The sequence below is a fragment of the Tistrella mobilis KA081020-065 genome (assembly GCF_000264455.2).
Classification (GTDB): Bacteria; Pseudomonadota; Alphaproteobacteria; order Tistrellales; family Tistrellaceae; genus Tistrella; species Tistrella mobilis.
Genome location: NC_017956.1, coordinates 1,665,830 through 1,690,733 on the forward strand (window position 1 = coordinate 1,665,830; position 24,904 = coordinate 1,690,733).

Annotated in this window: 20 protein-coding genes; 14 read left to right on the forward strand and 6 right to left on the reverse strand. The window is 68.2% G+C overall.

All coding sequences use genetic code 11. The features are described 5' to 3' along the window. The first annotated feature begins 90 nt into the window (after positions 1-90). The 4 genes from TMO_RS07550 (at position 91) to ilvD (ending at position 6,012) form a co-directional block, all read left to right on the forward strand. The gene (locus tag TMO_RS07550; RefSeq protein WP_051045304.1) at positions 91-1,224 is read left to right on the forward strand and encodes an ISAs1 family transposase; all 1,134 of its coding nucleotides are present in this window, start codon (positions 91-93) and stop codon (positions 1,222-1,224) included. Positions 1,225-1,342: 118 nt separating this feature from the next. Then, on the forward strand, positions 1,343-3,157 hold the full coding sequence (gene ftsH / locus TMO_RS07555) for an ATP-dependent zinc metalloprotease FtsH (protein ID WP_014745019.1): 1,815 nt from the start codon (positions 1,343-1,345) through the stop codon (positions 3,155-3,157). A gap of 84 nt (positions 3,158-3,241) precedes the next feature. After that, complete coding sequence (locus TMO_RS07560; RefSeq protein WP_014745020.1) at positions 3,242-4,225, forward strand: zinc-dependent alcohol dehydrogenase family protein; 984 nt, start codon at positions 3,242-3,244, stop codon at positions 4,223-4,225. A 113-nt stretch (positions 4,226-4,338) separates the two neighbouring features. Next, positions 4,339-6,012, forward strand: coding sequence for a dihydroxy-acid dehydratase (ilvD, locus tag TMO_RS07565; protein ID WP_014745021.1), 1,674 nt, complete (start codon positions 4,339-4,341; stop codon positions 6,010-6,012). A gap of 26 nt (positions 6,013-6,038) precedes the next feature. Here ilvD and xth read toward each other — a convergent pair whose 3' ends face one another. Then, positions 6,039-6,872, reverse strand: coding sequence for an exodeoxyribonuclease III (xth, locus tag TMO_RS07570; protein WP_014745022.1), 834 nt, complete (start codon positions 6,870-6,872; stop codon positions 6,039-6,041). A gap of 15 nt (positions 6,873-6,887) precedes the next feature. Next, positions 6,888-7,277: a HesB/IscA family protein gene (locus tag TMO_RS07575; protein WP_014745023.1), complete on the reverse strand. Its 390-nt coding sequence runs from the start codon at positions 7,275-7,277 to the stop codon at positions 6,888-6,890. Between the two features lie 201 nt (positions 7,278-7,478). On the opposite strand from TMO_RS07575, the gene TMO_RS07580 reads away from it, so the two are divergent. From TMO_RS07580 to TMO_RS07620, 9 genes are all read left to right on the forward strand, one after another. After that, on the forward strand, positions 7,479-8,684 hold the full coding sequence (locus tag TMO_RS07580; protein ID WP_014745024.1) for a deoxyguanosinetriphosphate triphosphohydrolase: 1,206 nt from the start codon (positions 7,479-7,481) through the stop codon (positions 8,682-8,684). Between the two features lies 1 nt (position 8,685). After that, the gene (argS, locus tag TMO_RS07585) at positions 8,686-10,431 is read left to right on the forward strand and encodes an arginine--tRNA ligase (protein WP_014745025.1); all 1,746 of its coding nucleotides are present in this window, start codon (positions 8,686-8,688) and stop codon (positions 10,429-10,431) included. Beyond that, complete coding sequence (locus tag TMO_RS29220) at positions 10,431-11,465, forward strand: SPOR domain-containing protein (protein ID WP_014745026.1); 1,035 nt, start codon at positions 10,431-10,433, stop codon at positions 11,463-11,465. Before argS ends, TMO_RS29220 begins: the two co-directional genes overlap by 1 nt. Then, positions 11,462-12,508, forward strand: a complete 1,047-nt coding sequence (nagZ, locus tag TMO_RS07595) for a beta-N-acetylhexosaminidase (protein WP_014745027.1) — start codon at positions 11,462-11,464, stop codon at positions 12,506-12,508. Before TMO_RS29220 ends, nagZ begins: the two co-directional genes overlap by 4 nt. Positions 12,509-12,601: 93 nt before the next feature. Further along, positions 12,602-13,459, forward strand: a complete 858-nt coding sequence (locus tag TMO_RS07600; protein ID WP_228382280.1) for a segregation and condensation protein A — start codon at positions 12,602-12,604, stop codon at positions 13,457-13,459. Then, positions 13,449-14,126 carry an SMC-Scp complex subunit ScpB gene (gene scpB / locus TMO_RS07605; protein WP_014745029.1) on the forward strand — a complete coding sequence of 226 codons (678 nt, stop codon included), beginning with the start codon at positions 13,449-13,451 and terminating at the stop codon, positions 14,124-14,126. The genes TMO_RS07600 and scpB overlap by 11 nt, the downstream gene beginning before the upstream one ends. Positions 14,127-14,289: 163 nt before the next feature. Further along, positions 14,290-15,546: an NHLP bacteriocin system secretion protein gene (locus TMO_RS07610; protein WP_014745030.1), complete on the forward strand. Its 1,257-nt coding sequence runs from the start codon at positions 14,290-14,292 to the stop codon at positions 15,544-15,546. Next, a complete protein-coding gene (locus TMO_RS07615) occupies positions 15,543-17,807 on the forward strand; it encodes an NHLP family bacteriocin export ABC transporter peptidase/permease/ATPase subunit (protein ID WP_014745031.1) in 2,265 nt (754 codons plus the stop codon). Before TMO_RS07610 ends, TMO_RS07615 begins: the two co-directional genes overlap by 4 nt. After that, positions 17,804-20,815 (forward strand): NHLP bacteriocin export ABC transporter permease/ATPase subunit, encoded by a 3,012-nt coding sequence (locus TMO_RS07620; RefSeq protein WP_014745032.1) that lies wholly within the window; start codon positions 17,804-17,806, stop codon positions 20,813-20,815. The genes TMO_RS07615 and TMO_RS07620 overlap by 4 nt, the downstream gene beginning before the upstream one ends. A 24-nt stretch (positions 20,816-20,839) precedes the next feature. Here TMO_RS07620 and TMO_RS29225 read toward each other — a convergent pair whose 3' ends face one another. Genes TMO_RS29225 through TMO_RS30315 form a run of 4 tightly spaced genes read right to left on the reverse strand, consistent with a single transcriptional unit; the run spans position 20,840 to position 23,747 of the window. After that, on the reverse strand, positions 20,840-21,430 hold the full coding sequence (locus tag TMO_RS29225; RefSeq protein ID WP_014745033.1) for a hypothetical protein: 591 nt from the start codon (positions 21,428-21,430) through the stop codon (positions 20,840-20,842). Between the two features lie 26 nt (positions 21,431-21,456). Continuing rightward, a complete protein-coding gene (locus TMO_RS07630; RefSeq protein WP_014745034.1) occupies positions 21,457-22,851 on the reverse strand; it encodes a TolC family outer membrane protein in 1,395 nt (464 codons plus the stop codon). After that, positions 22,848-23,150 carry a hypothetical protein gene (locus TMO_RS07635; protein ID WP_014745035.1) on the reverse strand — a complete coding sequence of 101 codons (303 nt, stop codon included), beginning with the start codon at positions 23,148-23,150 and terminating at the stop codon, positions 22,848-22,850. Before TMO_RS07635 ends, TMO_RS07630 begins: the two co-directional genes overlap by 4 nt. 6 nt (positions 23,151-23,156) lie before the next feature. Continuing rightward, the gene (locus TMO_RS30315; protein WP_081598812.1) at positions 23,157-23,747 is read right to left on the reverse strand and encodes an NHLP leader peptide family RiPP precursor; all 591 of its coding nucleotides are present in this window, start codon (positions 23,745-23,747) and stop codon (positions 23,157-23,159) included. Positions 23,748-23,941: 194 nt separating this feature from the next. On the opposite strand from TMO_RS30315, the gene TMO_RS07645 reads away from it, so the two are divergent. Further along, positions 23,942-24,616 carry a response regulator transcription factor gene (locus TMO_RS07645; protein ID WP_014745037.1) on the forward strand — a complete coding sequence of 225 codons (675 nt, stop codon included), beginning with the start codon at positions 23,942-23,944 and terminating at the stop codon, positions 24,614-24,616. The last annotated feature ends 288 nt before the right edge of the window (positions 24,617-24,904 follow it).

Below are 24,904 nucleotides of genomic sequence, written 5' to 3' on the forward strand. Positions count from 1 at the left end.
GGGCGCAGGGCAATCGGGTGAAACAGTGCGTGACAGGACGGAAAAAGTCTGAATCTCTCGTTGTCGACGTTGCTGGCTTGGGAGGGATGGATGGAACCGTGTGGGGCCTTGGGCGAAGCGATTGGGTTTCTTGAGCATTTTGAGGAGCTTCCGGACGGGCGGCAAGCTGGCAAGATTGTGTATCCGCTTGATGAGGTGCTGCTCCTGAGCCTTCTGGCGGTGCTGGCGGGAGCGGAGACCTTCACGGACATCGCGCGCTTTGGCCAAAAGAAGCTCGATCTGCTGCGGCGCTTCCGGCCATTCGCGGATGGCACGCCGCCGCACGACACGCTGGGTGACATCTTCGCGTCGCTGGACGCGGAGAGCTTTCAGCGGTGCTTCGTGTCGTGGGTGGCGTCGGTTACCGGGACGCCTGAGGGCGTGATCGCCATTGATGGCAAGACCGTGCGGCGTTCGGGCGGGAAGAAGGACGCGAAGGCGCCCATCCACATGGTCTCGGCCTTCGCCGCCCGGCAGCGTCTGGTGCTGGGTCAGGTCAAGGTGGACGAGAAGTCGAACGAGATCGTGGCCATTCCCAAGCTATTGGACCTGCTGGCGATCGAAGGGGCCATCGTGACCATCGACGCCATGGGATGCCAGCGCGACATTGCGGCCAGGATCACCGACAAGAAGGCCGATTACGTGTTGGCCCTCAAAGGCAATCAAGGATCGCTGCGCGAGGACGTCGCCCTGTTCGTCGCCGAACAGCAGGCCAAGGGCTTCCAGGATACGACCATCAGCCAGCACGAGACCGTCGACGGCGATCATGGCCGGATCGAAACCCGCAAGACCACCGTCATCCATGATGTCGCCTGGCTCCGGGCGCGACATGACTGGCCCGGCCTCAAAAGCATCGTCGTCGTGGAAAGCACGCGACGGATCGGCGACAAAATCGACAGCGAAACCCGGCTCTACATCACATCATTGGCGCTCATCGCCGCTCTCGTCGGGCCGATCATCAGAAGTCATTGGGCCATCGAGAATAGTCTCCACTGGGTCATGGATATGGTCTTCCGTGATGACGAATGCCGGGTGCGTACCCAAAACGCCCCAGCCAACTTCACAACCCTGAAGCACATGGCACATAACCTGCTGCGACAAGCACCGGGAAAGGACTCCCTACGCCTCCGACGCAAGGTCGCCGCCTGGGACGACGACTTCCTCGCAAGCCTCATCGCAGTTTAAAAACTTTCACCCGATTCCCCTGGGTGAGGGCGTGTCGCTGATATGCGATCCCGGCCACCCCCACCCCGGCGGATGGTGTTAGCATCATTGCAGATCGCACGACGTAAGGTGACGGGTGATGGAGAAGAAGACGCAGTTTCACCTCTGGTACTGGTTCGCGGCCCTGTTCGCGCTGCTGGTGTTCCAGTATGTCTTCACCACCGCCCAGCAGGTCGCCGAGATCCCCTACAGCCGGTTCGAGACCTATCTGACCGAGGGGAAGATCGCCGAGGTCGCGGTCTCGGACCGCTTCATCCAGGGCACGCTGAAGGAGCCGCTGGAAGGCGGCCAGACCCGCTTCGTTACCACCCGTGTGGAGCCCGACCTCGCGCGCCAGCTTCAGGACAAGGGCGTGGTGGTGAAGGGGCAGGTGGAGAATACTTTCTTCCGTGATCTGCTCTCGTGGGTGCTGCCGGTCGCTCTGTTCGCCGGCGTCTGGATCTTCATCCTGAGGCGGATGGGGGCAGGGCTCGGCGGCGGCATGATGCAGGTCGGCAAGAGCAAGGCGAAGGTCTATGTCGAACGCGACACCGGCGTCACCTTCGACGACGTCGCCGGCGTCGACGAGGCGAAGGACGAGTTGAAAGAGATCGTCGCCTTCCTGAAGGATCCGAAGGGCTATGGCCGGCTGGGCGCGCGCATGCCCAAGGGTGTTCTGCTGGTCGGTCCTCCCGGCACCGGCAAGACCCTGCTCGCCCGAGCCGTGGCGGGTGAGGCGGGGGTGCCGTTCTATTCGATTTCGGGCTCTGAATTCGTCGAGATGTTCGTGGGCGTGGGCGCGGCACGGGTGCGCGACCTCTTCGCCCAGGCACGGGAGAAGGCGCCGGCGATCATCTTCATCGACGAGCTCGATGCGCTCGGCCGCGCGCGGGCGATCGGGCCGATGTCGGGCGGTCAGGACGAGAAGGAGCAGACCCTCAACCAGCTGCTGGTGGAACTCGACGGCTTCGACCCGTCATCGGGGCTGGTTCTGCTGGCGGCGACCAACCGGCCGGAAATTCTGGATCCGGCATTGATGCGCGCCGGCCGCTTCGACCGTCAGGTTCTGGTCGACCGCCCCGACAAGCCCGGGCGGATCCAGATCCTGAACGTCCACATGAAGAAGGTCGATCTGGCCCCGGATGTCGATGCGGCCAGGGTGGCGGCGCTGACGCCGGGCTTCACCGGGGCGGACCTCGCCAATCTGGTCAACGAGGCGGCGCTGCTCGCCACCCGCCATGGCCGCGACGCGGTGACCATGGAGGATTTCAACGACGCGGTGGAGCGGATCGTCGCGGGACTTGAGAAGCGCAACCGGTTGCTGAACCCGCGTGAGCGCGAGATCGTGGCCCATCACGAAATGGGCCATGCGATCATGGCGAGCGTGCTGCCCGGGGTCGATCCAGTCCACAAGGTCTCGATCATCCCGCGCGGCATCGGCGCGCTCGGCTACACCATCCAGCGGCCGACCGAGGACCGCTTCCTGATGACCCGGACCGAGCTTGAAAACAAGATGGCGGTGCTGCTGGGTGGCCGGGCGGCGGAATGGGTGGTCTATCATCATCTTTCGACCGGTGCGGCCGACGATCTCGCCAAGGTGACCGACATCGCCCGCGCCATGGTCACCCGCTATGGCATGTCGGAGACGCTGGGCCAGGTGGCGCTGGAGCGCGACCGGCGATCCTTCCTCAGCCCGGAAGATCTGACCGGCATGCCGCGGCCGCGCGATTTTTCGGATGTGACGGCGGCGGCGATCGATGCCGAGGTCCGCCAGATCGTCGACCAGGCTTTCGAGCGGACGGTGGCCGCGCTGACCGAACGCCGTGCACTGCTCGACCGTGCCGCCCATCGGCTGCTGGAAGAGGAGACCCTGGATGGCGACGCCTTGAAGGCGATGATCGCCGGCACCGCTTGACCGGATTTGACCGGGGTCAAATCGCCCTCCCGACCCCTGTGCGAGAGTGCCTGACGAGGTGACGGCACCGCGGGAGATGGCGAGATGAAGGCGATGGTTCTGCAGCGGCCGGGAACGGCGCTGGTCATGGAGACGCGGCCTGATCCCGAACCGGGCCCCGGGCAGATCCTGGTCCGGGTGCTGGCCTGCGCGGTCTGCCGCACCGATCTGCACGTGGTCGATGGCGATCTGCCGGACCCGAAGCTGCCGGTGGTGCCGGGGCATGAAGTGGTGGGTGTGGTCGAGGCGCTGGGCGCCGGCGTCGACCCGTCGCTTGCCGGGCGGCGGGTGGGGGTGCCCTGGCTGGGGCATGCCTGTGGTACCTGCCGCTATTGCGGCATGCGGGCCGAGAACCTGTGCGATTTCCCCGAATTCACCGGCTACACCCGCGATGGCGGCTTCGCGACCCACATGCTGGCCGATGCCGGTTTCGCCTTTCCGCTGGCCGATGATCTGGACCCGGTGGCGACGGCGCCGCTGATGTGTGCCGGGTTGATCGGCTGGCGCTCGCTCAAAATGGCGGGGGAGGCGGACCGGATCGGGCTCTATGGCTTCGGCGCCGCCGCCCATATCATCGCCCAGGTCTGCCGCTGGCAGGGGCGGGAGGTCTTTGCCTTTACCAGCCCGGGCGACAGCGCGGCGCAGGCTCATGCCCGGGCCCTGGGCGCGGCCTGGGCCGGCGGCTCGGATCAGACGCCGCCGGCGGAGCTGGATGCGGCGATCCTGTTCGCGCCGGTCGGCCATCTGGTGCCGAAGGCGCTGGCGGCGGTGCGCAAGGGCGGCATCGTGGTCTGCGGCGGCATCCATATGAGCGACATCCCGTCCTTCCCCTACAGCCTGCTCTGGGGCGAACGCCGGCTGGTGTCGGTCGCCAATCTCACCCGTGCCGATGGTCATGAATTCCTGGAGCTGGCGCCGCGGGCCGGCGTGAAGACGTCGACGACCATCTACCCGCTGGCCGATGCCAACCGCGCGCTCGACGATCTGCGCCACGGCCGGTTTCAGGGGGCGGCCGTGCTCGTGCCCTGACGGGTCCACGTCGCGTCGGAACCTGTTTCTTCCTGCCTTCGATCCATCGACAATGGGCGGATCGAAGCCGCAGCCCCGAATGCCGCGGTACGGAAGCGGGAGGAGACGAGAAGATGGCGAACAACCGGCGGTCCGCCAACATCACCCAGGGCGTGGCGCGGTCACCCAACCGGGCGATGTATTACGCCCTGGGCTATCAGGCGGCCGATTTCGACAAGCCGATGATCGGCATCGCCAACGGCCATTCCACGATCACGCCCTGCAATGCCGGGCTGCAGCGGCTGGTGGATGCCGCGACGGTTGCCGTCAGGACGGCAGGCGCCAATCCGCAGGTCTTCGGCACGCCCACCATCTCGGACGGCATGGCGATGGGCACCGAGGGCATGAAGTACTCGCTGATCTCTCGCGAGGTCATTGCCGACTGCATCGAGACCTGCGTCCAGGGCCAGTGGCTGGACGGGGTGCTGGTGGTCGGCGGCTGCGACAAGAATATGCCGGGCGGGATGATCGCGCTCGCCCGCTGCAATGTGCCGGGCATCTATGTCTATGGCGGGACGATCAAGCCGGGACGCTGGAAAGGCCAGGACCTGTCGATCGTCTCGGCCTTCGAAGCGGTCGGCGCCTTCATGGCCGGCCGGATGTCACAAGAGGATTTCGAGGGCGTGGAGCGCAATGCCTGCCCGTCGACCGGATCCTGCGGCGGCATGTATACCGCCAACACCATGAGTTCGTCCTTCGAAGCGCTGGGTATGGCGCTGCTCTATTCCTCGTCGATGGCCAATCCGGACGAGGAGATCGTGGCGGGCGCGGCACGCGCGGCCGAGGTGCTGGTGAAGGCGGTGGAGGCCAACCTCTGCCCGCGCGACATCATCACCCGCAAATCGATCGAGAATGCCGTGGCGCTGATGATGGCGACCGGCGGTTCGACCAATGGTGTGCTGCATTATCTGGCGATCGCCCATGCCGCCGGTGTGGAATGGTCGCTGGACGATTTCGAGCGGGTGCGCCGCAAGGTGCCGGTGATCTGCGACCTGAAGCCCTCGGGCCGGTTCATGGCGGTGGATCTGCACAAGGCCGGCGGCGTGCCGCAGGTTCTGAAGATCCTGCTGAATGCCGGGCTGATCCATGGCGACTGCATGACCATCACCGGCCGGACGCTGGCCGAGGAGCTGGAGCATGTGCCCGACGAGCCGCGGGCCGATCAGGAGGTGATCCGCCCGATCAGCCGGCCGATCTATGCCGAGGGCCATCTCGCCATCCTGAAGGGCAACCTGGCGACCGAAGGTGCCGTCGCCAAGATCAGCGGGCTGAAGAACCCGGTGATCACCGGGCCGGCACGGGTGTTCGACGACGAACCCTCGGCGATGGATGCGATCCTGAGCGACCGGATCCGTCCGGGCGATGTGGTGGTGCTGCGCTATCTGGGGCCGAAGGGTGGCCCGGGCATGCCCGAGATGCTGGCGCCGACCTCGGCGATCATCGGCCGCGGGCTGGGTGAGAGCGTCGGGCTGATCACCGATGGCCGGTTCTCGGGCGCGACCTGGGGCATGGTGGTCGGCCATGTGACGCCCGAGGCGAGCGAGGGCGGCACCATCGCGCTGGTCAAGGAGGGAGACGAGATCACCATCGACGCCCATCGCCAGCTGATCCAGCTGAATGTGAGCGATGCCGAGCTGGAGACCCGCCGGGCGGCCTGGACGCCGCCTGCACCGCGCTACAACCGCGGTGTGCTGTCGAAGTTCGCCAGGCTGGCCCGTCCGGCGAGCGAGGGGGCTGTGACCGACTGAGCCCTTCCCGGGGCGAAGCTGCCGTCTCAGGCGGCAGCTTCGCCTTCCGGGGCACCATAGGGGGCGTTGATGCGCGCCTGATCGGACAGCCGGGCCCAGACCGGGGTATGGTCGGACGCCTTGTCGCGGCCGCGCGGGGTGCGGTCGATATCGGCGGCTTCCAGCCGGTCGCAGGCTTCGGGCGAGAGCAGAAGATGGTCGATGCGCAGGCCGTGATCTTTCTGCCACATGCCGGCGCGGTAGTCCCACCAGCTGTAGCGGCCTGCTTCGGCATGAAGCGCGCGGAAGGCATCGGTCCAGCCCTGGTGGAGCACGGCGCGGAAGCGGCGGCGCTCTTCCGGATGGAACAGCACGTCGCCGGCCCAGCCCTTGGGGTCGTAGAGATCGCCGGCCTCGGGCGCGATGTTGAAATCGCCGCCGATCACCGCCGGGCGGCTGGCATCGCCCAGCATCGACCGGGCATGGCTGACGAAGGCGTCGAGGAAGGCGAGCTTGTAGGGGAATTTCTCCGACGTCACCGACTGGCCGTTCGGCACATAGACGCTGGCCACCCGCACGCCCTGGTCGCCGATCGCCACCGTGCCTTCGATCCAGCGCGCCTGCTCGTCCTCGAAGCCCGGCAGGCCGCGGGTGACGTCGGTGATCGGTGCCTTGGCCAGGATCGCGACGCCGTTATAGGTCTTCTGGCCGTGGGCGGCGAAATGATAGCCGGCCGCCTCGATCTCCGCCGCGGGGAACCTGTCGGTCTCGAGCTTCAGTTCCTGAAGCAGCACGATGTCCGGCGTCGCTTCGGCCAGCCAGTCGAGCACATGACCAAGACGGGCCTTGAGCGAATTGACGTTCCAGGTGGCGATGATCATCGGGGCCGGGCTGCCTCAGAACACGCTGAACGAGGTGCCGCAGCCGCAGGAGGCCGTGGCATTGGGATTGGTGACCGCAAAGCGCGAACCGGTCAGATCCTCGACGAAATCAAGCTCCGAGCCGATGATGAACGGGATCGAGGCCTCGTCGACCAGTGCCTCGGCGCCGTCGCGGGCGATCACCACGTCTTCCGGCTGCACGCCGCCCTTGTCGATCGAGAATTCGTACTGGAAGCCCGAGCATCCACCGCCCGAAACGGCGATGCGCAGCCGGACGGCCACGCCTTCCTTCTCGGCAATGCGATTGATGTGGCGGGCGGCGCGGGCGCTCAGCGTCAGCGGCGGCAGGCCGGGCGTGCCGGCGGAGCCGTTGCCCGAGGTGAGGGCGGCGTCGGAAGCGGCCATCTGCTGGACCTCCTCGCAGGTCGATACCGGATCGCGGGTTTCTCACCCGTTATTTGGATCCAAGATGTAGGCAAGTGCGGCCCCGAGGTCAACGACGGCCTGTCCTCGGGCGGTTGATGGGCTTCCGGCTTCGGCGTAGCCTGGAAGGGCCTGACCGGGCCGCCCCGGCGCCGGCATCGCCGAGAGGTCGACGAGGAGATCATGGCCGCAGCCGACCCCCGGGACAGCTCGTCCCGTCTCGCCCCCTATGCCTGCCGCCCGACCCGCGGCCGGCTGATCGACGAGCCCGAGAGCCTGATCCGCTCGCCCTTTCAGCGGGACCGCGACCGGGTGGTTCACGCCCGGGCCTTCCGCCGGCTGATGTACAAGACCCAGGTCTTCGTCAGCCACGAGGGCGACCATTACCGCACCCGCCTGACCCACAGCCTGGAGGTGGCGCAGATCAGCCGCACCATCGCCCGGGTGCTGGGCCTTGATGAGGATCTGGCCGAGGTGGTGGCGCTGGCCCATGATCTGGGCCATCCGCCCTTCGGCCATGCCGGCGAGGAAGCGCTGGCCCAGGCGGCCGCGGAGTTCGGCGGCTTCGACCACAATGTCCAGGCGCTGCGGGTGATCACCATGTTCGAGCGGCGCTATGCCGCCTTCGACGGGCTGAACCTCAGCTGGGAAACCATCGAGGGGATCGCCAAGCATAACGGGCCGATGACCGGGCCGCTGGCCGATCCTCGCCCCAAGCCGCCGGTGGTGACCGAGACCCTGGCAGCGATCAGCAGCATCAAGCCGCTGGATCTGGACGGCTGGCCGTCGATCGAGGCGCAGGTGGCGGCCCTGGCCGATGACGTCGCCTACATCACCCACGACATCGACGACGGGCTCAGGGCCGGGCTGCTGTCGATTGCGGATGTGGCGGAACAGCCGCTGGCGGGGCCGCTGCTCAAGCAGCTGGTTGCCGCGTATCCGGGGCTTGAACAGCGCCGGCTGATCGGCGAACTTCTGCGCCGCCTGATCGATCGCATGGTCACGGATCTGATCACGGAAACCCGGCGCCGGATCGCCGCGGCGGGCATCGCCCATGCGGATGATGCACGGGCGCTGGGCGCGCCGACGGTTGCGTTTTCCGCCGAGATGGACCAAGACAGGCACGCGATCAAAGCCTATCTGTTCGGCGCGCTCTATCGCCATGTCCGGGTCAACCGGATGACGTCGAAGGCGCGCCGGGTGGTGCGGGATCTGGTGGCGCTGTTCCTGGCCGAGCCGGAATGCCTGCCCGATGGCTGGCGTGAACGGGCCGAAGGGCCGGGGAATGCCGTCACCGCCCGCGTGGTCGTGGACTATGTCGCGGGCATGACCGACAGGCATGCCCGCGACGAGTACGAAAAGTTGTTCAACCCATTCGTCAGGACGTGACGTGAGCGTCTTCGAAGAGTTTCGCGCCAGAATCGCCGGCATCGTCGGGGCGCTCGGGACCGAGGGCCGCCTGCCGGCCGATCTGGACACCGCCAACATCTCCGTGGAACCGCCGCGTGATGCCGCCCATGGCGATCTCGCGACCAATGCCGCCCTGGTGCTGGCCAAGGCGGCCCGCATGAAACCGCGCGACATTGCGGAGGCGCTGGCCGAGAGGCTGCGTGCCGACGGCGATGTCGAGACGGTGGACGTGGCCGGCCCCGGCTTCGTGAACCTGCGCCTGTCGCCCGCCTATTGGCAGGGCGTGGTGCGGAGCGTGCTGGCCGCCGGGACCGCCTATGGCGATCTGACTGCCGGCGCCGGAAGGCGGGTCAATATCGAATATGTCTCGGCCAACCCGACCGGGCCGATGCATGTCGGCCATGCCCGTGGCGCCGTGGTCGGCGACGTGCTGGCCAGCCTGCTGATCAAGGCGGGCTATACCGTCTGCCGCGAATACTACATCAATGATGCGGGCAGCCAGATCGAGGTGCTGGCGCGGTCGGTCCATATCCGCTATCGCGAGGCGCTGGGCGAGACGGTGGGCGAGATTCCGGCCGGCCTCTATCCGGGCGATTATCTGGTGCCGCTGGGCCAGGCGCTGGCCGCCGAATTCGGCGACCGCTGGGCGGCGGCCCCCGACAGCGAATGGCTGCCGGTGTTCAAGGCCCGTGCCGTCGAGGCGATGATGGCCCTGATCCGCGACGATCTTGCAGCGCTGGGCGTGCGCCACGACGTGTTTTCGTCGGAAAAGGTGCTGCACGACAATGGTGCGATCGATGCCGCCCTGGCGGCGCTGACCCAGGCCGGGCACATCTATGAAGGCGTGCTGGAGCCGCCCAAGGGCAAGCTGCCCGACGACTGGGAGCCGCGCCCGCAGACCCTGTTCCGCGCCACCGATTTTGGCGACGATGTCGACCGGGCGCTGAAGAAGTCCGATGGCGCCTATACCTATTTCGCTGCCGACATCGCCTATCACTTCGACAAATATCGTCGCGGCTGGCCCGAACAGATCGACGTTCTGGGCGCCGATCATGGCGGCTACGTCAAGCGGATGAAGGCCGCCGTGAAGGCGATCTCGGGCGGCGAGGCCGAACTCGACGTCAAGCTCTGCCAGCTGGTCAATCTGATGGCCAATGGCGAGCCGGTGAAGATGTCCAAGCGTGCCGGCACCTTCGTCACCCTGCGCGAGGTTGTGGACGAGGTCGGCCGCGATGTGGTCCGCTTCATCATGCTGACCCGCAAGAACGATGCGACGCTCGATTTCGACCTCGCGAAGGTCACCGAGCAGTCGCGCGACAACCCGGTCTGGTACGTTCAGTACGCCCATGCCCGTGCCCGATCGGTCCAGCGCAATGCGAAGGACCAGATGGGCATCGAGGCGCCGGCCGCCGATGCCGCACCGCTTCATCGCCTGACCCATGATGCCGAACTGGGCCTGATCCGCCGCCTGGCCGAATGGCCGCGAGTGGTGCAGGGCGCGGCCGATGCACATGAGCCACACCGAATCGCCTTTTATCTCCAGGACTTGGCCGCAGAACTTCATGGACTGTGGACGAAAGGCCGAGAGGATGAGAGCCTGCGGATCATCGTGGCTGACGATCCTGAGATCGTCGCCGCCCGCCTGGCACTGATCGAGGCCGCCCGTCTGGTGATCGCCTCGGGGCTGGGCGTGATGGGTGTGCAACCGGTCGAGGAGCTGCACTGATGCCGCAACCGCCGCTCAACGGCGACGACGAGGGCGGGCTTCGCGCCGAGCCGCGCCGGCCCGCCGCAGGGCCGCGGCCGCCGCGCGACGACGATTTCGAGCCCGCCGGCCATGTCCCGCTGCCGCGGCGCCATCGCCTGCGTCCGGTCGCCGTGGCGGCGGCGCTGATCCTGTTCGGCGGCCTGGTCTGGTACGCCTTCGATCAGCGCGATGTGTCGATGCGCGACGCACCGCCGCCACTGATCACCGCCGATCAGACGCCGATGAAGTCGCTGCCCAAGGATCCCGGCGGCATGGAAGTGCCGCATCGCGACAAGACCGTCTACGACGCGCTCGGCGGTGGCACCGAAACCGGGACGGAGCCCGAGCGGGCGCCGGTGGAGCGGCTGATGCCGCCGCCAGAGGACCCCATCCTGCCCGAACCGGATGAAGGTGCGCTGGTGGCCGAGGCGCCGGACGCGGCCGGGCAGGAGGTTGCGCAGGCCCAGAACCAGACGCCGGAGCAGCCGGCCGTGCAGGAGGCGCCGGCCCAGGCGGCGCCGGTTCCCGCCCAGCCGCAGCCTCAAGCGCCTGCCGAGACGCCGAAACCGGTGGAACAGGCGAAGCCCGCCCCCGAGGCCCCGAAGCCGGTCGAGCCGGCCAAACCCGTGGAGCCCGCCAAACCCGTCGAACAGGCCAAGCCCGTCGAGCAGACGAAGCCGGCCGAAGCCCCGAAGCCTGTGGAGCCGCCGAAGTCTCCCGATCTGCGCGACGTGCGCACCGGCGCCGACGCGACTGCCTCGCTGGCCGGCTGGAAGGTTCAGCTGGGAGCCTTCGGCGACGAGGCCGGCGCGCGCAAGGGCTGGGACACATTGCGCACCCGTAACAAGGAACTGGTCGCCGGCCTGCAGCCGGTGATCGTTCCGGTCAAGGTGAAGGACAAGGGTACCTTGTATCGACTCCAGGCCGGTCCGCTGGCCGACGGTGCCGCCGCCAAGGCGCTCTGCGGCCGCTTTGCCCAGGCGAAGCTCGCCTGTTTTCCGGTGGCACCATGAGCACGCCCGCAACCCCCTCGTGTCCGGCCGATCTGCGCCCGATCATCATCGGCTGTCAGGGGCTGAAGCTGACGGCAGAGGAACGGGCGATCATCGCCGGCGAGCGCCCGCTGGGGCTGATCGTGTTCGCCCGAAATGTCGACGAACCCGAGCAGCTGTCGGCGCTGGTCGCTGAATTCCGCGAGGCGGCCGGCAATCCCTATGCCCCCGTCCTGATCGACCAGGAGGGCGGACGTGTCCGTCGGCTGAAGCCGCCGCATTGGGGTGTGGTGCCGCCGGCGGGGACCATCGGCCGCCTGCATGCCAAGGATCCCGCGGCCGGGCTGACGGCTGCCCGGCTGACCGGCCGGCTGATTGGTCATGACCTGATCTCGCTCGGCATCGACGTCAATTGTGCGCCGGTGGCCGATATCCGCTTCGCCCATGCTCATGAAGTGATCGGCGATCGTGCCTATTGCGCCGATCCGGTCAAGGTGGCGGCACTGGCCGGCGCCATGGCGGCGGGGCTGGGCGAGGCCGGCGTGCAGCCGGTGGTGAAGCACATCCCCGGCCATGGCCGGGCCGAGACCGACAGCCATGCGGAACTGCCGGTGGTCGATGCCGATCTGGAGGCGCTTCGGGCAGCCGATTTCGCCCCCTTCCTGGCGCTCAACCGCCTGCCCTGGGCGATGACCGCCCATGTCGCCTATCCGGCGATCGACCCCGACCTGCCGGCGACCCTGTCGGCAAAGGTGATCGACGAGGTGATCCGCCGCGAAATCGGCTTCGACGGCGTGCTGCTGTCCGACGACGTCTGCATGGCGGCGCTGGAGGGCGACATGTCCTGGCGGGCGAATTCGGCGCTGGCGGCCGGTTGTGATGCGGTGCTCCACTGCAACGGCAACACGGCCGAAACCCGTGCGGTGCTGGAAGCGGCCCCCCTGGTGACGGCCGAAGCCCGGCGGCGGCTGACGGCGGCGGCGGCCTGGGCGGCGAAGCGCCGTTCGGCCCAGCTGGATGTTTCAGCCGATCGCAAGGCGCTTGCCGGCCTGATCGGCGACTGACCGGGTTCGGGGGCCGGTGACATGGCCGGCGACATCGGGCATGGCCCCATATCGGACATGACGGCATCGGACGCGGCGGCGGCGCCGCGTCCGATGCAGCTTGTCCTGGACCTCGACGGTTTCGAAGGGCCGATCGACCTACTGCTGTCGCTCGCCCGCGACCAGAAGGTCGATCTGCAGAAGATCTCCATCACCCGGCTGGCCGATCAGTATCTGGGCTTCATCGCCGAGGCCCGCCGCCGCCATCTGGAACTGGCGGCCGATTATCTGGTGATGGCCGCCTGGCTCACCTACCTGAAATCGCGCCTGCTGCTGCCGGACGAGGCGCCGTCTGCGGACGAAGACGAGCCCTCGGCCGAGGAGATGGCGGCGGCCCTGGCCCTGCGGCTGCGCCGGCTGGAGGCGATGCGGCGGGCGGGCGAGGTGTTGCGCGCCCGGCCGCGGCTGCTGCTGGACCGGTTTCCCGCGGGCGGGGCAGGGGCGGCGGTCAGGATCGTGGAGCGCCAGGCGACCGACGGCTATGGTGACCTGATCGCTGCCTATGCCCGGATCGCCGAGCGACGCTTTCGCAATGTGCTGACGGTCACCCCGTCGCGGCTGATGACCATCGATCAGGCGATCGAGCGGCTGGGAGCGATGCTGCCCGGGCTGCCGCGGCGCTGGGTGCCGCTGATCGGCCTGCTGCCCGATCTGCCGGCCCCCCGGCCGCTGCCGGCGACGGGCGACCCGCTGGCCATGGCGGCGGCCGAGGTGGCGGCTGCGCGCGCCAGACGGCTGGAGCGACGCTCCGCCCTGGCGGCCAGTTTTGTGGCGGTGCTGGAACTGGCCCGTCAGGGCCGGCTTGCGGTGGCACAGAGGCAAGGCGGCGGGCCGCTGATGGTACATCCGGACGCCCGGGCCCCTATGGACGAGGTTCCGACGGATGACGAGGAGGGCGGAGATGAGCGGTGACGACACGGAGCGTTTCGCCCATGCGCGCCGCGTGATCGAGGCGGTGCTCTTCGCCAGCGCCGAGCCGCTCGGCCGTGACCGGTTGGCCGAGTATCTGCCGGCGGGGGCTCCGATCGATGCCGTGCTGGACAGTCTTGCCGCCGATTATGCCGGGCGCGGGGTGGAGCTGGTGCGCCGCGACGACGCCTGGGCCTTCCGTACCGCCCCCGATCTGGCCCCGCATCTGCAGGCGCGGGTGGTGGAGCCGCGCCGGCTGGGGCGGGCGGCGCTGGAGGTGCTGGCGATCATCGCCTATCACCAGCCGGTGACCCGGGCCGAGATCGAGGAAATCCGCGGCGTGGCCCTGGCGCGCGGGACGCTGGACCTGCTGATCGAAACCGGTTTCGTGCGCCCCCGCGGTCGGCGGCAGGCGGTGGGGCGACCGCTCGAATGGGCGACGACGCCTCATTTTCTGGATCATTTCGACCTGTCGTCACTGGCCGACCTGCCGGGGCTGGACGAATTGAAGGCGGCCGGCCTGCTGGGACAGGGGCGCGGCATCGCCGATTATGCCGCCGATCAGGAACAGCCGGCCCTGCCGCTGGAACCCCGCCCGAAGCCGAGCGGACGGCTTGGCGGCTTCACAGCGGGGCTCGATGGCGGCGATAGCGAGCCAGGGGAGATGTGAGCCAGGGTGGGCGACGGGCGACGTTAACGATGATTGATCCGGTCAACGTCAGCGCTTGCAGGCCTGTGCTCGGCAGGGAAGGTTCGGCGGTCGATGGACAGCATTCGCCCGGGGAGCTAGCTTTGGGGCGGGATGCGGGTACGGGGGTGATGTCGGTCCGACGATGAATGCCAGCGGTATTTTCCGGAAGGCGGCCCTCGACCGTCTGTCTTCCCCCGAACAGCTTGATCAGACACTGACCGTCGCGAGCCCCCGGGGCTGGGCAGCGGCGCTTGTCGTGGCGGCGGCCATGACCGGGGTCGTGGTCTGGTCGGTGGTGGGGACGATCCCCGTGCGCAAGGCCGGGCAAGGGTTGCTGATCGCCGAAGGCGGCCGGGTTCTGGATGCCTCGGCGCTGGGGGCCGGGACGCTGTCCGAGCTTCTGGTCGGGCTGGGAGACGAGGTCACGGCCGGTGAGCCGGTGGCGCGGATCTCCAACCCGGATCTCGCCCTGCAGCTTGCCAATCTGCGGGCGGTGGTGGCGGAACGCCGCGATGCCCGCACCCGGCTGGAGCAGGATCTTGCCGAGGAAGCGCGCCTGCGGGAGGCGAGCCTGACCGCCCAGCGCGAGGCGCTGGACACCCGCCTCAATGCCGCGCGCAGCCGGCTGGCCTATCAGCAGGGGCGTCTTTCGGATCTGGAGGCCCTGTTGGCCCAGAAGGTGGTGACGCGCGATGCGCTCGCCCGGGCCCGCGACGAGGTCGCCCAGGCCCGCCAGGATCTGGCCGAGATCGAAAGCGGCACCGCCGATCTCCGCTCGCGGAAGATCGAGGCCGAGATCGCAGCCGAGCGCCGCCGCCGCGAGGCCGACGAGGCGATCGCCGAGGCGGAGCGCCGTGTTGCCGAGCTGGAGGCCCGGGCCGCCCGCGGCGCGGTGGTGACGGCACCCGAGACGGGGCGGGTGACCGAGATCAAGCAGCTGCCCGGCGCCCAGCTGAGCGCCGGCCAGGCGGTGCTGGCCCTGCAGACCGGCGGCGAGACGCTGGAAGTGGTGATGTTCGTGCCGCCGGCCGACGGCAAGGCTATCCGGCCCGGCATGCCGGTGCAGATCAGCCCGTCGACGGCGCCGCGCGAGAGCTTCGGTACGCTGACCGGCGAACTGGTCTCGGTGTCGGACTTCCCGGTCTCGACCGACGGCATCCGGGCGATCGTCGACAATCCCGGACTTGTCGAGAGCTTCGTTCAGGCGGGCCCGCCCTTCCTGGCCCGGGTCCGCATCGATCGGGATCCGTCGAGCACCTCGGGCTATCGCTGGACCTCGTCCAAGGGCAGCGATCTTGCGCTTTCGGCCGGTACGCTGGCCTCGGTCGAGGTCGAGACCGCGACCGAGCGGCCCATCGACATGGTGATCCCGCTGCTCAAGGAGTGGACCGGGCTGTGACCGCGCCTGCCGCGGCGCCCGCCGCCCCTGAAAGCCTGATCAAGCCCAACGCGCCGCAGGGCGGGCGCCGCTTCCGTGTGCCGACCATTCTGCAGATGGAGGCGACCGAATGCGGTGCCGCCTCGCTTGCGATGATCATGGCCCATCACGGGCTCTGGCTGCCGCTCGAGGTGCTGCGCCGGGAATGTGGCGTGTCGCGCGACGGCTCCAAGGCCGCCAATCTGCTCAGGGCCGCGCGTCGCTACGGCTTCGAGGCCCGCGGCTACCGGCGCGAGCCCGACAGCGTGGTCAACCTGCCCTTCCCGATGATCGTGTTCTGGAACTTCAACCATTTCGTGGTTCTGGAAGGGGTGGATGCGAAGCGCGACCGGGTCTGGATCAATGATCCGGCCATGGGGCCGCGGGCGATGACGGTGGAGGAATTCGACCAGGGCTTCACCGGCGTGTGTCTGGCTTTCCGGCCGACGCCGGAGTTCAAGCGCGGCGGTCGCCCGCCGGGGCTGTTCAAGGCCTTTGCCGAACGGCTGCGCGGCAGCGGCCCGGCACTCGCCATGGTGCTGATGCTGACCCTGATGCTGGTGCTGCCGGGGCTGGCGCTGCCGGTCTTCTCCAAGCTTTTCGTCGACGGCGTGCTGATCGGCGACGAGCAGGACTGGCTGAAACCGCTGCTGATCGGCATCGGGCTGACCGCGATCATCCGGGCCGGGCTCGACTGGGCGCAGATGCGCTATCTGGCCCGGCTGGAACTGAAGCTGGCGATTTCGGGCTCGGCCAAACTGCTCTGGCATGTTTTCCGGCTGCCGGTCGAATTCTTCCTTCAGCGCTATCACGGCGACGTGGCGATGCGGGTCGAATCCGGTGACCGGATCGCCCAGCTGCTGTCGGGCGAATTCGCGACCAATGCGGTCGGGCTGGTGACCATGGTCTTTTATGCCGTGGTCATGATCGGCTATTCGCCGCTGCTGGGGGCTGTGGGGATCGGCCTCGCCCTGGTCAATGCGGTGGTACTGAAACTGGCCCAGCGTGCGCGGGAGGATGGCGGCCGGCGTCTTGCCCGCGAACAGGGCGCCCTGGCGGCGACGTCCATGAGCGGCATCCAGCTGCTGGAGACCCTGAAGGCGAGCGGTGGTGAAAGCGATTTCTTCGCCCGCTGGGCCGGGGTCCATGCCCGATATTTGAACGCCTTGCAGCAGGTCGGCCGGATCACGTCCTGGGTCAATGCGGTGCCGGCCTTCATGGCGGCACTCACCTCGGCCGTGATCCTGGGCATCGGCGGGCTGGAGGTGATGTCGGGCGCCATCACGGTCGGCGGCCTGGTGGCGGTGCAGAGCCTGCTCGCCAGCTTTTCGGCGCCGATTGCCGGGCTGATGCAGTTCGGCGGCGAGTTGCATGCGATCAAGGGCCAGGTCGCCCGGATCGACGACGTGCTGCGTTATGACGTGGACCCCACGCTCGATACCACCGAAAAGGTGATGCGGATCGATGCACCCTCGGGCCGCAGGCTGCCGCAGCGTCTGCGCGGCGAAGTGCGGATCGAGAACCTGACCTTCGGGTACAACAAGGCCGAAGCGCCGCTGATCGACGATTTCTCCCTGACCATCCGCCCGGGCCAGCGCGTGGCGCTGGTCGGCGGATCGGGCAGCGGCAAGTCGACAGTGGCGCGTGTGGTCTGCGGGCTCTACCGGCCGTGGAGCGGGCGGGTGCTGTTCGACGGCATTCCCGCCGAAGACCTGCCCCATGCCTATTTCGCCGGCTCCATCGCCTCGGTCGACCAGGACATCTTCCTGTTCGAAGGCACGGTGCGCGAAAACGTCACCATGTGGGACGATACGATCGGCGAGGCCGCCGTCACCCGGGCCCTGCGGGACGCGGCGCTGCTGGACCTGATCGAGGCGCGACCCGGCCGCTACGACTCCCCCGTGGCCGAGAACGGCGCCAATTTCAGTGGCGGCCAGCGTCAGCGGCTGGAGATCGCCCGTGCGCTGGTCGGCGACCCGGCGGTGCTGATCCTGGACGAGGCGACCAGTGCGCTCGACACCCAGATCGAGAAGATCATCGACGAGCGCCTGCGCCATCGCGGCTGCACCTGCCTGATCGTCGCCCACCGGCTGTCGACCATCCGCGATTGCGACGAGATCATCGTACTGGAACGGGGGCGTATCGCCCAGCGCGGCCGGCATGAGGACATGATCCGCGAGGACGGCCCCTATGCGCGGCTGATCCGGTCCGAACAGGCCGATGCGGCCAGGGGGCGCGGATGACCGCGGCATCCTCCGAAAGCGCCGGTCTGCCGGCGATCGATCCGGAACTCGTCGAGGCCAAGGCCGAACTGCTGGCCAGGATCGACGGCGTGCGGCGCCAGGTCGGCTATCACAATCCCTTCCTGCTCGACCGCCCCGATCTCATCTGGCTGGTGCTGGAAGGCGCGGTCGATCTTTATGCCGTGCCGGTGCGTGACGGCGAGGTGATCGGCGTCGGCATTCATGTCGGCCGGGTGCCGGCCGGCGAACTGGTGTTCTCGCCCGGCCTGGTGCCGTCGGCGGGGGCGCTGGTCGCGGCGGAAGAGGGAGCCGATCTGGCGCTCCGTGCCGTCGCCGTGATGGGCACAGAACTCTTCGAGGCGAAGCGCGCCGACGTTGCCGAGGGCGATTTCGACCTGATCGTGGTCGACTGGCTGGACCGCTGGATCGGCCATATGGCCGGGCTTGCAGTGCCGGGCGCCGGTGCCCGCGCGGCCGAGCTGCTGGAAGCCGAGCCGGGCCAGGAGGTGCCGGCCGGCCGGGTGCTGGGGCCGCAGCCCGAAGACGTGATCTGGGTTCAGTGCAACAGCGGTCGGGTGCGGCTGATGGGTCTGCCGGAGCTGGAATACGGCCGCAATGACCCGCCGATACCGGTCGCCCGCCATCTCTGGGTCGAGACGGCCGAGGATGCGATCCTCTCGCCGGCCTATACGCCGACGGTGCTGTTCCGCGACATGGCCTGGGAGGCGCTGGACGCTTTCCACCACATGGTGCTGACGGCCACAGCCCGGCGGCTCGCCGAGGCGGCCGAGCAGGATGGCGGCCGGCTGGAAACCCGTCGGGATGCCAGCCGGCGCCGGTTCGAGACCTCGCTCGGCCGCATCGGGCGCCTGCTCGACCGGCACGGGCAGACGGAGACGGCCGGTCTTGCCGAGGGCGCCGGCCCGCTCATTGCCGCGGTCGACCGTGTGGCCCGCGAGACCGGGATCGACCCGGCCTCGCGCGGCGCGAAGCCACGCGGCAGACGGGTGCTCGACATCGCCCAGAGCCTGAGGCTGCGCTGTCGGCGGGTGACGCTGACCGGCGACTGGTGGCGCCGCCCGGGCGCGCCCCTCGTCGCCTTCATCGGTGAGACCGGGGTGGGCGAGCGCGGCCGGCCCGTGGCCCTGCTGCCCGCTGCCGATGGCCGCTGGCGGCTGGTCGATCCCGAGACCGACGGGCCGGCCGGGCCGGGCCGGCCGGTCACCCGTGCCGAGGTCGACAGCCTGAGCGGCGAGGGCTGGATGCTCTACCGGCCGTTCCCGGCCAAGCCGATGTCGGTGGGAGAGGTCTGGCGGTTCGGCCTGTACGGCCTGAAAGGCGACGTCCGCACGATCATGACCTGCGGGCTGCTGGCGGCGCTGACCGGCCTGCTGACCCCGATCGCCAGCGGGGCGCTGTTTTCCAACGTTATTCCGCGGGCCGATCTGCAGACCCATCTCTGGGTGGTGCTGGCGCTGCTGGCGGGCGCGGTCGGCATCCTGACCTTCGCCGTGGTGCGCGGCATTGCGCTGCTGCGCCTGCAGGCGACCATGGACAGCTCGGTACAATCGGCGGTCTGGGACAGGCTGCTTGCCCTGCCGGCGCCGTTCTTCCGCCGGTTCACCGGCGGTGATCTGGCCGATCGCGCCAACAGCGTTTCGGCGATCCGGGAATTGCTGACCGGCTCGGCGCTACAGGTGGGGTTGGACGCCCTGTTTTCGCTGGTCAGCCTGGCCCTGCTGTTCTGGTACAGCGCGAAGCTCGCCCTGGTCGCACTGGGCGTGCTGCTGGTCCAGGTGCTGGTCACCGGCATTCTGCTCAGGATCCAGCTGCCCGATCAGCGGGCGCTGCTCAGCCTGGGCGGGCGGATCGAGGGGCTGGTCTTCCAGCTGTTGACGGGACTGTCCAAGCTGCGAGTGTCTGCGGCCGAACCGCGCGCCTTCGCCCGCTGGGCCGAAGAATTCTCGGTGCGCAAGCGGCTGACCTATCGGGTGCGGCTGAATGCGGCGGCGCAGGCGGCGCTGGCGCAGCTGTTCCCCGTGCTGGGCACGCTGGCGGTTTATCTCTCGGTCGCGACCCTGCTGACCGGGCCGGACGGCCGGCCGGAATTCGGTATCGGCCCGTTCATGGCCTTCACCGCCGCTTTCGGCCAGCTGACCATGGCGATGACCTCTCTGGTCGCGACGGCCGGCACCGTGCTCGCCATCGTCCCGCTTTACGAACGGGTGACGCCGATCCTGACCGAGATGCCCGAGATCACCCCCGACCGGGCCCATCCGGGCGAGATCACCGGCCGGATCGAGTTCTCTCACGTCACTTTCGCTTACGCACCCGATGCGCCGCCGGTGCTGGATGATCTGTCGCTGACGATCGAGTCGGGCGGCTATATCGCCTTCGTCGGCGAAAGCGGCTCGGGCAAGTCGACCCTGCTGCGCCTGCTGCTCGGTTTCGAGCTGCCGCAATCGGGCGGTGTCTATTTCGACGGCATGGATCAGGCCGGCCTGGACCTGACGGCACTCCGCCGGCAGATCGGCGTGGTGCTGCAGAACGGCCGGCTGATGTCGGGCAGCATTTTCGACAACATCGTCGGCTCGTGGCCGCTGACCCAGGATGATGCCTGGGCGGCAGCGCGGCTTGCAGGCCTGGACGAGGATATCCGGGCCCTGCCCATGGGCATGCACACGGTGCTGTCGGAAGGTGGCGGCACACTCTCGGGCGGGCAGCGCCAGCGGCTGATGATCGCCCGGGCCCTGGTCCACCGGCCACGCATCCTGGTGCTGGACGAGGCGACAAGCGCGCTCGACAACCGCACCCAGGCGATCGTCAATGACAGCATTTCGAAGCTGAACATGACCCGGATCGTGGTCGCGCATCGCCTGTCGACCATTCAGGACGCCCATCAGATCTATGTCATGAAATCCGGCCGGCTGGTGGAGCAGGGCGACTATCGCAGCCTGATGGCGCTCGATGGCGAATTCGCGGCCCTGGCCCGGCGCCAGCTGCTGTAGGCCATCAGCCAAGGAGCACGGCCGTCAATCCGCCGTCGGCAGACCGGCATCGGTTGCGGCGGCGCTCTCGATCATGCCGCGCAGGCTGCCGGTGTTGGCGAAATCCCAGCGGCCGTCATAGACGACGTCATCGATCCGCCAGCCGTCATCGCCGCGCAGGATCGACAGGCGATCGGTCCAGCTGGTCATCAGCGTGCCGGCCTCGTAGGCATAGCGCAGCTCGACCGAGGCGGTGTTGCGTGCCAGAGTCACGGCGCCGACGCGGCAGCTCGTGGCACCCTCGAACAGGCTGGAGAACAGATCGCCATCGGCAAAGGGCGGTTTGTCGCCAGGGGCGTGGCGGATGGCGGCATCGTGAAGATGCCGGGCGGCGGTGAGGGCACCATCCAGGCCGAGGGTGATCAAAGGTTCAAGGGCATGCTGTGCAGCGGGGGGCGGCAGGCCGCCGCCGCGGAGGTCCGGATAGACGGCACAGAAGGCCTCGGCGAGCTGTGAGACCTCGACGCCGTCCTCGGCGGCTGCCGCACGTGCGGCGCTTGCCTGGGCATCGAGCGTGGAGCCGTAGACCTCTTCTTCGGCGAGGGCAACATGTGGCAGGACATTGCAGATCAGCATCGCCAGAAGCCACGCCGATGCCGTCTCTATTCCCCGGTGACCGGGTTTACGAACACGCGCCATTTGACCGCCTCATAGTCGCCAGTCGGATCATGATACGGCACATCGAGCGCGAGTGCGCGCGCTTCCAGCCCACCGGTCGCCGCCAGCACCCCGAAGGCTGCCACGACCACGTCGCGGCGCGCTCCGGCAAGCGCCTCGCTCGCATCGAGCAGGTCGCGTTGGGCATCGAGCAGGTCGATCAGCGGCCGCCGGCCCAGATCGACTTCGCGCGCGACGCCGTCGAGTGCGGTGGTCGCCGCCTCGACCTGCGCCTCGCGCGCGGCGATGGCCGCACGGGCCGCCAGCATGTCGCGCCAGACCCGCTCGGTCCGCTCCACGATGCTGCGTTCGGTGGCTAAGCGGGAGAGACGGGCTTCGGCGGCGGTCTTGCGGGCCTCGCGCAGCCGGCTCTCGGCAATGCCGGCACTGTAGATCGGCACCGTCAGCTGCAGGCCGACCGCCGCGGCTTCGGTCTCCCGTGGATTGACATCAAGGCTGGAGCGATTGCGGCTGAGGCTTCCGGTGACGGAGACCTTGGGCAGCAGGGCGCCGCGGCTGACCGCAATCCCGTCCGTCGCCGCCTCGGTATCATAGCCTGCGGCCACGATCTGGGGATTGGCTTCCCTGGCACGGAGCAGGGCGGCGCCCAGAGTGTCGGGCAGATGGGCGGGTAAGGGCGCTGGCGCTGGGGCCGTCGGCTCCTGGCCGGTCACCGCGAGATAGGTGGCCTGCGATTTGGCCAGGGCGGCTTCGGCGGCGACCACACGCGCCTCGGCATCGGCCACGCGCGCACGGGCCTGGGCAAGATCCGCGGCCGTGGCATCGCCCAGATCGTGGAGGGCGCGGGTCTGATCCAGCCGTCGCACCAACAGGTCGCGGGCCTGGCGGTTCAGGTTCAGAACGTCCAGGTCCCGCGCGACATCCACATGGGCGGTGACCGCGGCGAGCAGCACCTCGCTCTCGGTGGTCCTGAGGCGGGCCCGCTCGGCCCTGATGGTATTCTCGGCCCGGTCGAGCCCGGCGGAGGCGGCGCCGCCGCTATAGACCGGCTGGTTCAGGGTCAGCGCCTGCTGGTCCTGGCGATTGGTGCGGTTGACCACGCCGTCATAGGTCAGGTCCTGTACGTCGCGGCTGGCCGAGGCCGACAGGCTGGGCAGGAAACCGCCGAGCGCCTGCGGGCGCTGCTCGTTGACGACGTCGAGCCGTGCCCGCCCGACCGCCAGATCCGGATTGGCGAGATAGGCGGCGGCCAGGGTCTCTGACAGGGTTTGTGCGCCGGCCGGTGCGATCACCGCCGTGGTCGCCGCGATGATGGCGGCGAGACGCCAGGCATAGGGTGGCCGGACTGGCCGGTGCCGGACCGGGGACCCGGCACTCATCGGCTGCCGTCGGTCCTCGGGAAAAGGCCCGCGGCAAAGGCCGCATCGCCGACGGTGACCACATCGCCGCCGACATCGGCGGCCTGGTCGACGTCGTCATAGGCCATCAGCGGCGAGGGGAGAACCAGATGCATCCGGTCACGCCGGTCTTCCAGCACCACGACCTCGCAGCCGTCTGGAACGTCCAGCCCGGCTTCGGCGAGGACAGCGGCCGGATCGGCCTTCAGCCGGTCGCGAAGGGCGGCATCCCTGGCGGCACGGCGCAGCAGATCGGCCAGCATCCGGGTCACTTCACTCATGACCTGTCACCTTCCGCCCAGAGTGAATGTCACGCCGCCGGAGCCGAAAACCAACAGCATGTCATCTCCACCAGGTGGAACAACCGGACCACCGACGCCGCCGGCGACGGCATCGAGGGCATCATCCGCCAGATCGCCGCCATCGGTATCCTGGGCGACCGGCGGAATGACCAGATGCACGCGATCTGGCGTGTTTTCGACCACGACGAGGCTGACATCGGCCGGCAGGTCGATGCCATGGGCCGCCAGGGCCTGACGCGGATCCGTCCTGCACAGGGCGCGGAACTCCGCATCCCGCCAGGCATGGTCGATGATATCGCCAATGCGCTTGCGCAATTCGTCCGTCACCTGATCGTGAGAGGCTGTGCCCTTGTCCATGTTCCCGCCGCGATGGGCCCTTTGTTGCGGGGCCCGCACGCGCCCGCTTTCGCATTCAACGCTATGATCGACCTGTTTGGTAAATCCCACCACTGCCTGGGTCAATGGCCGTTTATGCGACATGCAAGATATCATGCGCATTGAGGTACGATGCCACGTCGTCTGTGGCCGTAAGGTCGCGCCTGTCGCGTGAAGCGTGTCGTCCTTCAGGTCGTTCATGGTGATCCGATCCGCCTGACGTCCTTTTCAGGATGCAAGCTTCGGCGCCCCGGTATATAAGGCGAGATAACAAGCAGTCCAAGGGTAGAGGCTGGCGGAGGACTATCCGCCGTGCGGGATGGATCGGGGGCAGAGGCGTGACTCTGCGGCATAACGGGGCGGCACTTCCGTCTGAACCTAGAGATCGCGTTGCCGTGCTGTCGGAAGACATCGGCGAAGCGCGTCGAATTGCCGACTATCTTAAAACTGCAGGATTAATATCTGTAGCTTTGATCGCCAATCGCGCAAGTTGCGATCAGCTTGCCGAACGGCCGGTGGATCTTGTCGTGCTGGACTGCGATGGTCGCACCGTTGACGGTCTGGCACTCGGCCGGCGCATTCTAGCGCAGGGTCAGCCCGGTCTGGTGTTCGTCAGCAAGCGTGACGACGAGGTGGAACGGGTGATCGGCCTCGATATGGGTGCCGACGATTTCCTGGTCCGCCCTTTCAGCCTGCGGGAACTGACCGCCCGGGTTCGCTCGGTCCTGAGGCGTCGGCGCATGATGCCCGAGACGATCGGCGCAGACATCCGCCATGTCCGTGGCTGGACCATCGACCTCACCCGCCGTGAGATCGCCGATCCGGATGGCGAGGTCGTGCGGCTGACCCGCGGCGAATTCGACCTGCTGGCCGCCATCGTCCAGGCGGGCGGTCGGCCGGTGACCCGGGAATATCTGTTGGAAGTGGTGTCGAAGCGGGCGGATGCGGTCTCCGACCGCACGGTCGTGACCCTGATCAGCCGCCTGCGCCGCAAGCTGGACCGTGGCGCCGGGGATCTGGACCTGATCCGCACCGAGCCGGGTGTCGGCTACCGGATCACCGCCGACTGATCCTGTCGGCCCATCCGCCATAAAGTTCCCTGCATACTGAATATGACACAGACCCCGCCTCGCCACGTGGTGTAAAGCACACCGCCTCTCCGGTGTGTCATGAAAAGGGCGTGCCGTGTCGCTGAGTATTGTGGTGTAGAGGAAGATGCGGCTGTTCAAGGCCCTATCTTTGTTTCATGCAATCGAAGGCGGTCGGCCCTACATTCTCCTCATAGCCGAGGCGCACACGACCCGCTGATGTCAAGACATCGACCGTGGCGCTACAGATCGTCGAACCGGCCCGCGCGT